This is a genomic window from Actinoallomurus acaciae (assembly GCF_042429965.1).
Lineage (GTDB): Bacteria > Actinomycetota > Actinomycetes > Streptosporangiales > Streptosporangiaceae > Actinoallomurus > Actinoallomurus acaciae.
The window spans coordinates 1-8,908 of the sequence record NZ_JBHLZP010000348.1; the positions used below are offsets into that span (position 1 = coordinate 1).

An 8,908-nucleotide genomic window follows, 5' to 3' on the forward strand; every position below is an offset into this window, starting at 1 on the left:
CCGCGCGTCGACGGCGACCTCCCCGGCCCGCACCGGGCCGCGCCCGGCCTTCATCGGGTGGTCGTGGTCGCCGGGGTCCCAGTCGGCGCCCAGCTGCGGCGGGCCGGAACCACCGACGACCCTGCCGTCCCGGCCGACGATCGCGGCGAAACCACTGACCTCGCCGTACGCCCGCGCGACCCCGGGCACCGCCGCGACCGTCGCGACGAGCGAGGCCGGGACGGTCGGGGCGTCGCCGCCGTCACCGGTGTCGATCACCTTTTTGGGGCGGACCTGCACCGCGACGTTCTTGCCCGTGTCGGCGAACAGCTCGTCGAACCGCCGGCTCATCGTGTCGGTGAACACCAGGGTGCCGGCGACGAACGCGACGCCGAGGATCACCGCCAGCGCGGTGAGCGCCAGCCGCAGCCGGTGCGCGACGAGGTTGCGCAACGTCACCTTCACGATCATGCGCGCGCCCTCGCGTCGCCGGAGGGAGCGACCGCCGGGGCCGTGCCGTCGGCTCCCGCGCTCCACCCGGTCACGCGATCACCCCCGGCAGGTCGAAGCCCTTCATGCGCTCCAGGACCTTCTCCGCCGTCGGATCGGGCATCTGGTCCACCAGCCGGCCGTCCGCCAGGAACAGCACCAGGTCCGCGTACGACGCCGCCACCGGGTCATGGGTCACCATCACGACCGTCTGGCCCATCTCGCGCACCGAGTTGCGCAGGAACGCCAGCACCTCCGCCCCGGACCGCGAGTCCAGGTTGCCGGTCGGCTCGTCCGCGAAGATGATCTCCGGCCGGGACGCGAGCGCGCGGGCGCACGCGACCCGCTGCTGCTGGCCGCCCGACAGCTCGCTCGGCCGGTGCCCGAGCCGCTGCCGCAGCCCGATCGTGTCGATGACCGTGTCGAGCCACGCCCGGTCGACCGCGCGGCCCGCGATGTCCAGCGGCAGCGTGATGTTCTCCAGCGCCGTCAGCGTCGGCACCAGGTTGAACGCCTGGAAGACGAACCCGATGCGGTCGCGGCGCAGCCGCGTCAGCCGCTTGTCGTCCAGCCCGGTGACCTCCACGTCCGCGACGAAGACCCGCCCGGAGTCGACCGAGTCCAGGCCCGCCATGCAGTGCATGAGCGTCGACTTGCCCGAACCGGACGGCCCCATCACGGCGGTGAAGTGGCCACGCTCCAGGCTCACCGACACCTCGTCGAGAGCGACGACCCGCGCGTCGCCCCGGCCGTACGCCTTGGAGATGCGGTCGGCGCGTGCGGCCGTCGCCGGGGCCGCGGGGCCGGGCGGCCCACCATTCGTCATGTGGGCGCTGCTGGTCACCGAAGGCTCCTTGCGGCCGTGTTCCGTTGTTGTCGCAAACACGCTAGGGCCGTGGTGACGCCGGGGCCTCGGCCCACGGGACGGACCTGCCGTCCGCCCGAGGGCGGAGCCGGCCCGGCCCCTTCCTCCGCCCGGAGGACGAGGGCCCGCTCGCCGCATCGCAGGGGGACGGCAGGGCTCCAGGAAGGCGAGCGGCCGGAATTCGATCGACAGGTCGCGATCGCGGTCGCCGACCGGCGCTACGCCTGGCCGGGTTGGATCAGGCCGGTCTCGTAGGCGAACACCACGGCCTGGACACGGTCGCGCAGCCCCAGCTTGGCCAGCAGGTTCCCCACATGCGTCTTGATCGTCGTCTCGCTCACCACGAGCTGCGCGGCGATCTCGGCGTTGGACAGCCCCCGCGCCACGTGCCGCAGCACCTCCAGCTCCCGCTCGGTCAGCATCGCCAGCCCACGCGGCGGCGCCTCCTCGCGCACCGACGGCAGCCGGGTCGCGAACCGGTCCAGCAGCCGCCGCGTCACACTCGGCGCCACGATCGCGTTACCGTCCGCGACGATGCGGATCGCCGTGACCAGGTCCTCCGGCGGCGCGTCCTTCAGCAGGAACCCGCTCGCCCCCGCCCGCACCGCCTCCACGACGTACTCGTCCAGGTCGAACGTGGTCAGGATCAGCACCCGGGGATCGTGCTTGGCCGCCTCCTCGCGGACGATCCGCCGCGTCGCCTCGATCCCGTCCACACCCGGCATCCGGATGTCCATCAGGACCACCTCCGGCAGCAGCGTGCGGGTCAGCTCCACCGCCTGCGCGCCGTCGCCGGCCTCGCCGACCACGGCGATGTCCGCCTCACCCTCCAAGATGAGACGGAACCCGGTGCGCAGCAGCGGCTGGTCATCGACCAGCAGCACCCTGATCGTCACGGAACCTCCAACGGAAATCGGGCGCGGACCTCGAATCCACCGCCCGAGCGCGGTCCGATCCGCAGATCGCCACCATAGAGGGCCACCCGTTCACGCATGCCCATCAGCCCATGCCCATTGCCGCCCCCGCCCGGCCGGGCCAGCCCCGCCACGAGCCCCCGGCCGTCGTCCTCCACCTCGATCTCCAGCTGACGGTCGGCGTACTGGATGCGCACCCACGCCCGCGCCTGCGGCCCGGCGTGCTTCAGGGTATTCGTCAGCGCCTCCTGCACCAGCCGGAACGCCGCCAGATCCACCCCCGGCGACAGCGACCGGCTCTCACCCTCGATCCACAGCTGCACCTGCAGGCCGGTCTCACGCAACTGCTCCACCAGCCCGCTCACGTCGTTCACGCCCGGCTGCGGCGACAGCTCGCTGCGCGCCGGCTCCGCCTCAGTGCGCAGCACCCCCACCAGCCGCCGCATCTCACCGAGTGCCGTACGGCCCATCTGCTCGATCGTCGACAGGGCGTCCTGCACCGACTCCGGGTCGCGGTGCAGGATCCGCCGCGCCGCGCCCGCCTGAACCGTCATCACGCTCACATGATGGGCCACCACGTCATGCAGCTCACGGGCGATCCGTGAACGCTCCTCCGCCCGCGCCGCGCGCGAGTCGGCCTCCCGCGCCCGCTCCAGGCGCCGCGCCCGCGCCTCCAGCTCATCCAGGTACGCCCGGCGCAGCCGCAGGCTCCGCCCGATCCACCACGCGCCGGTGAACAGCACCGCGTTGCTCAGCGACTGCCAGAACGTGTGCCCCTGTACGGCCATCGTGATCAGGTACGTCACCAGTGCCAGCACGCCGACCGGCAGGCTCGTGCCCAGCCCGCGGTGCGAGGCCACGGAGTACAGCGCCACCAGGCACGCCAGGGCGGCGCCCAGCGTGGGCACGTAGCCCAGCGCCGTGAGCATCAGGTTCCCGGCCAGCGTGAACGCCATCACCGGCACCGGCATGCGCCGCCGCAGCGTCAGGGACATCACCACGACCGACATCAGCACGACGCACAGCACGTCCGGATGCCTGCCGGGAAGGGCGCCGTAGGAGTCCTGGAACGTGGACTCGACCAGGCAGGAGACCGTCAGGAAAGCCGAAACGAGCGCATCCGCGACGAGAGGATGCGCACCAAGCCACGCACGACGGCTGCGAATGAGCTCGGACACCCCTTCACGTTAGGGGTTCCGGCCTGTCGTGGACCCCTCCTGAACGCGGATATCCCCTCCTCCGCAGGGAGGAGAACGCCGGCACCGGCGGAGGAAACGCGGAGCCCCCATGCCCCGCCGCTCACAGGTCGTCGCGCTCGGGCCCCAGCGGCTCACCGTCCGCCGCGCCCGCGGTGCCTGCCGCGCCCGCCTGCGGCAGCGGCGGCAGCACGCCCCCGAACGACGGGCAGCGCTGCTTGTGGTCGCACCAGTCGCACAGCCGGCTCGTACGCTCCCGCCACTCACCGGAGTCCATCGCCCGCCGGATCGCCTTCCACAGCGCCTCGACCTTGCGCTCCGTCGCCCGCAGGTCGGCCTCGTCCGGCGCGTACCGCAGGATCTCGCCGTTGCCGAGATACATCAGCTGCAGCAGCCGCGGCACCGTGCCGCGCAACCGCCACAGCACCAGCGCGTAGAACTTCATCTGGAACAGCGCACGCGCCTCGAAGTCGGCCCGCGGCGCACGCCCGGTCTTGTAGTCGACCACGCGCACCTCACCGGTCGGCGCCACGTCGAGCCGGTCGATGTAGCCCCGCAGCTGCAACCCCGACTCCAGGACCGTCTCGACGTACAGCTCACGGCTCGCCGGTTCCAGCCGCCGCGGATCCTCCAGCGAGAAGTAACGCTCCACCATCGTGCGCGCCTCGGCCAGCCACTCCTCCCGCGCGCCCTCCTCCTCGGTGCCGTCCTCGTCGAACAGCGTCGCCAGCTCCGGCTCCTCGGCCAGCAGGCGCTCCCACTCCGGCCCCAGCAACTCCAGCGCCGCCGCCGGCGTCCGGGCCGCCGCCGGCATGTCGAACAACCGCTCCAGCACCGCGTGCACGAGCGTGCCCCGCACCTGCGCCGTGCTCGGCCGCTCCGGGATGCGGTCGATCACGCGGAAGCGGTACAGCAGCGGGCACGTCATGAAGTCGCCCGCGCGCGACGGCGACAGCGACCCGACCACCGTCACACCGCCGGCCGATCCCCCCTCCTCGCCCGCTCCGCCGTCGGTCTCGGTGTTGATCTCGGTGGCCGTCATGCGCGTAACCCTAGGGCAGGCCGACGACGGAACACCGGTGAACCATCACCGCGTCGCGTGCCGCATCCGCCACCGGTCCACGTAGCATCAGGGGCGTGGCAGACAGCGCGCCCCAGGGCGATCGGTCCGGCCCGGCTCGGCCGGGGATCCTCATGGGACGCCCGTTCGGCATCCCCGTCTACGTCTCACCGACCTGGTTCATCGTGGCCATCGTCATCACGGTCATGTTCGAACCCCAGGTCGCCCAGCACGTCCACCGGCCGGTCAGCTACCTCGTGGCCCTCACCTACGCCGTGCTGCTGTACGCCTCGGTCCTCGTCCACGAGATCGGCCACTCCCTCGTCGCCCGCTGCTTCGGCCTGCCCGTCCGCGCCATCACCCTCCACATCCTCGGCGGCGTCTCCGAGATCGAGGAGGAGCCCCGCACGCCCGGCCGTGAGTTCCTCGTCGCCGCCGCCGGGCCCCTGCTGTCCCTCGCCCTCGCGGTCGGCGGCTACGCCGCGCTCGTCCTCGTGCCCATGCCCGACGTCACCGTCCTGCTCATCGAGGCCCTCACCCTCGCCAACCTCCTCGTCGGCGTGTTCAACCTCCTGCCCGGCCTGCCCCTCGACGGCGGACGGCTCGTCCGCGCCGCCGTCTGGAAGATCACCGGACGCCAGCGCACCGCCACCGTCGCCGCCGGCTGGGCCGGCCGCGTCGTCGCGGTCGCCGTGCTCATCCTCGGCGCCGTGCTCTCGGCCACCGGCGGCGGCGACCGCTGGCTCACCGTCGTCTGGGCCGCGCTCGTCGCCTCCTTCATCTGGGTCGGCGCCGGCGAGGCCATCCGCGTCGCCCGCATCCGCGACCGCATCCCCCTCCTCAACGCCCGCGCCCTCGCCCGCCGCGCCGTCAGCGTTCCCCAGAACACCCCCCTCGCCGAGGCCGTACGCCGCGCCCAGGAAGCCGGCGCGGGCGCGATCGTCGTCGTCGGCCACGACGACGACCCCGTCGGCATCGTCAGCGAGACCGCCGTCATCGCCACCCCCGAGCACCGGCGGCCCTGGGTCGAAACCGCCTCCCTCACCCGCGCGCTCGACCCCGGGATGATCCTGCCCGCCGACATCACCGGCGAGGACCTCGTCGCCGCCGTCAACCGCGCGCCCGCCTCGGAGTACCTCCTGGTCGAGCCGTCCGGCGAGACGTACGGCGTGCTCGCCGCCCAGGACCTCGCCAAGACCTTCACCCGGCGCTGACCGACGCACATCACGGGCCGGGTGCCCCGGCGGTCCCCGAGCCGCGGTCCGGCCGCCCCCCGGACCTCGATAGCCTTGACGCGTGAGCGAGCGAAGCGAGGGAACCGGCAAGCACAGCACCTTGGTCATGAGGCCGGCGAAGGAGGTCTCATGACCGAACCGATCGCCGGCTCCGCCATGCCCGCGGCCCCGCACGGGCCGTTCCGTCCCGGCGACAGGGTTCAGCTCACCGACCCCAAGGGACGGGTCAACACCGTCACCCTCCAGCCCGGCAAGCTCTACCACAGCCACAAGGGCGCCATCCCGCACGACGAGATCATCGGCAGCCCCGAGGGCAGCGTCTTCCGCTCCACCGGCGGCACCGAATACCTCGCCTTCCGGCCGCTCCTCGCCGACTACGCGCTCCGCATGCCCCGCGGCGCCGCCGTCGTCTACCCCAAGGACGCCGCCCAGATCGTCACCATGGCCGACATCTTCCCCGGCGCCCGCGTCGTCGAGGCCGGTGCCGGCTCCGGCGCGCTGACCTGCTGGCTCCTGCGCGCCGTCGGCGAACACGGCATGGTCTCCTCCTACGAGCGCCGCGAGGACTTCGCCGGCATCGCCCGCACGAACGTCGAGACCTACTTCGGCGGGCCGCACCCCGCCTGGCGCCTCACCGTCGGCTCCCTCGAGGACGCCCTCACCGACACCGACGTCGACCGCGTCGTCCTGGACATGCTCGCCCCCTGGGAATGCGTCGACGCCGTCGCCAAGGCCCTCGTCCCCGGCGGCCTCGTCTGCGCCTACGTCGCCACCACCACGCAGCTGTCGCGGATCGTGGAGAGCCTGCGCGAGCACGGCGCCTTCGCCGAGCCGTACGCCTTCGAGACCCTCCTGCGCTCCTGGCATGTCGAAGGACTCGCCGTACGCCCCGACCACCGCATGGTCGGCCACACCGGCTTCCTCGCCACCGCGCGCCGCCTCGCCGACGGCGTACGCCCCCCGGTGCGCCGGCGGCGGCCCGCCAAGGGAGCCCAGTCCGGCGATACCCCCGAACCCCCCGCGCCGCTCGACTGACCCCGGCGGCTGACCGACCGTGATCGCGTGAACCCGGTCCGTGCCGTTCCGGTGACCTCTTTATGTGTGCCGTGTGTCAGGCGCGTGTCCGCCGCGTATCGGTCACGTGTCTCCTCCGGCCCGCGGAAACGGCCCACCGCGGTTTTTCGGAAGCGGGGCCACTACCACCCCATGTGGCCTCCGACCTGCGAAAGCATCCGATTCCCGTACCCCGTCGCCGCCCCGCCACGACACGAGTACCCGTTGGCCATGTTACGGAGGCGCTCCGGATAGGTAGGGTTTCAGTTAGGTCGTCGTCTCTGCCTGAGGAGGTGACGAGCGTGGCCGCTCGTGACGATGCCGGGGCGCGTAAGGCGCAGCACGAAAAGGAGGTCCGTGACCTCCAGACGCAGGTCTCCTTCCTCGAGGAGGAGATCTCCGTGCTGCGCCGAAAGCTCGCGGAATCCCCCCGACAAGTACGTGTACTCGAAGAACGCCTACATGAGGCGCAGGCAAGCCTGGCCGCGGTTACGGGCCAGAACGAACGCCTCGTGGCGACTCTCAAGGAAGCCCGAGAGCAGATCATCGCGCTGAAGGAGGAAGTCGACCGCCTCGCGCAGCCGCCATCCGCCTTCGGAACGTTCCTCGCCGCGCGCGAGGACGGCACGGTCGACATCTTCACCGGCGGACGCAAGCTGCGGGTGAACGTCAGCCCGGGTATCGAGATCGAGGAGTTGCAGCGTGGCCAGGAGGTCATGCTCAACGAGGCGCTCAACGTCGTCGCCGCACTCGAGTTCGAGACCCAGGGCGAAGTCGTGATGCTCAAGGAGGTTTTCGCCGACGGCGAACGCGCCCTTGTCATCGCGCACGCCGACGAGGAACGCGTCGTCAAGCTCGCCGAGCCCCTGCGCGGAGTCTCCCTGCGCGCCGGTGACTCGCTCATGCTCGACACGCGCTCCGGGTACGCCTACGAGAAGATCCACAAGGCCGAGGTCGAAGAACTCGTCCTCGAGGAAGTCCCCGACATCTCCTACCAGGAGATCGGCGGCCTGGGTCCGCAGATCGAGCAGATCCGCGACGCCGTCGAGCTGCCCTACCTCCACGCCGACCTCTTCCGCGAACACCAGCTTCGCCCGCCCAAGGGCGTTCTGCTCTACGGCCCGCCCGGCTGCGGCAAGACCCTCATCGCCAAGGCCGTCGCCAACTCCCTGGCCAAACAGGTCGCGGAGAAGACCGGCGCCGAGGGCAAGAGCTTCTTCCTCAACATCAAGGGCCCCGAACTCCTCAACAAGTACGTCGGCGAGACCGAGCGGCACATCCGCCTGGTCTTCCAGCGCGCACGCGAGAAGGCCTCCGCGGGCACGCCGGTCATCGTCTTCTTCGACGAGATGGACTCCATCTTCCGCACCCGCGGATCCGGAGTCTCCTCCGACGTCGAGAACACGATCGTGCCGCAGCTGCTCTCGGAGATCGACGGCGTCGAAGGCCTGGAGAACGTCATCGTCATCGGCGCCTCCAACCGGGAGGACATGATCGACCCGGCGATCCTGCGCCCCGGGCGCCTCGACGTGAAGATCAAGATCGAGCGTCCCGACGCCGAGGCGGCCAAGGACATCTTCTCCAAGTACATCCTCGCCGGACTTCCCCTCCACCCCGACGACGTGAAGGAGCACGACGGCTCGGCCGAGGCCACGGTCGACGGCATGATCCAGCGGGTCGTCGAGCGGATGTACACCGAGAGCGAGGAGAACCGCTTCCTCGAGGTGACCTACGCCAACGGCGACAAGGAAGTCCTCTACTTCAAGGACTTCAACTCCGGCGCGATGATCCAGAACATCGTCGACCGGGCGAAGAAGATGGCCATCAAGGACTTCCTCGACAGCGGGCAGAAGGGCCTGCGGGTCAACCACCTGCTCGCCGCCTGCGTCGACGAGTTCAGCGAGAACGAGGACCTGCCCAACACCACCAACCCCGACGACTGGGCCCGCATCTCCGGCAAGAAGGGCGAACGGATCGTCTACATCCGTACGCTCGTCTCCGGCAAGCAGGGCACCGAGGCCGGCCGTTCCATCGACACCGTCGCCAACACCGGCCAGTACCTCTGATCCGCACGACGATGGCGGCCAGCACCACGCCGGCCGACCGCGACGGCTGTT

Annotated in this window: 8 protein-coding genes; 3 read left to right on the forward strand and 5 right to left on the reverse strand. The window is 71.2% G+C overall.

What is annotated here, in order from left to right; translation table 11 throughout:
* The 5 genes from ACFFNX_RS33795 to ACFFNX_RS33815 all read right to left on the reverse strand — a co-directional run.
* Positions 1 to 450: ABC transporter permease (locus ACFFNX_RS33795; protein WP_378209934.1), on the reverse strand; the 450-nt coding region annotated here is incomplete at its 3' end.
* Between the two features lie 70 nt (positions 451 to 520).
* Complete coding sequence (locus ACFFNX_RS33800; protein ID WP_378209940.1) at positions 521 to 1,294, reverse strand: ABC transporter ATP-binding protein; 774 nt, start codon at positions 1,292 to 1,294, stop codon at positions 521 to 523.
* 257 nt (positions 1,295 to 1,551) lie between these two features.
* Entirely contained in the window at positions 1,552 to 2,229 is a 678-nt protein-coding gene (locus ACFFNX_RS33805; RefSeq protein ID WP_378209935.1) for a response regulator, read from the reverse strand.
* On the reverse strand, positions 2,226 to 3,425 hold the full coding sequence (locus tag ACFFNX_RS33810) for a sensor histidine kinase (RefSeq protein WP_378209936.1): 1,200 nt from the start codon (positions 3,423 to 3,425) through the stop codon (positions 2,226 to 2,228). The genes ACFFNX_RS33805 and ACFFNX_RS33810 overlap by 4 nt, the downstream gene beginning before the upstream one ends.
* A gap of 121 nt (positions 3,426 to 3,546) precedes the next feature.
* Positions 3,547 to 4,371, reverse strand: a complete 825-nt coding sequence (locus ACFFNX_RS33815) for a RecB family exonuclease (RefSeq protein WP_378209941.1) — start codon at positions 4,369 to 4,371, stop codon at positions 3,547 to 3,549.
* 209 nt (positions 4,372 to 4,580) lie between these two features.
* On the opposite strand from ACFFNX_RS33815, the gene ACFFNX_RS33820 reads away from it, so the two are divergent.
* The 3 genes from ACFFNX_RS33820 (at position 4,581) to arc (ending at position 8,857) form a co-directional block, all read left to right on the forward strand.
* Positions 4,581 to 5,717 carry a site-2 protease family protein gene (locus ACFFNX_RS33820; protein WP_378209937.1) on the forward strand — a complete coding sequence of 379 codons (1,137 nt, stop codon included), beginning with the start codon at positions 4,581 to 4,583 and terminating at the stop codon, positions 5,715 to 5,717.
* Positions 5,718 to 5,867: 150 nt separating this feature from the next.
* Positions 5,868 to 6,773 carry a tRNA (adenine-N1)-methyltransferase gene (locus ACFFNX_RS33825; protein ID WP_378209938.1) on the forward strand — a complete coding sequence of 302 codons (906 nt, stop codon included), beginning with the start codon at positions 5,868 to 5,870 and terminating at the stop codon, positions 6,771 to 6,773.
* Positions 6,774 to 7,084: 311 nt separating this feature from the next.
* Positions 7,085 to 8,857 (forward strand): proteasome ATPase, encoded by a 1,773-nt coding sequence (gene arc, locus ACFFNX_RS33830; protein WP_378209939.1) that lies wholly within the window; start codon positions 7,085 to 7,087, stop codon positions 8,855 to 8,857.
* Positions 8,858 to 8,908: the final 51 nt, after the last annotated feature.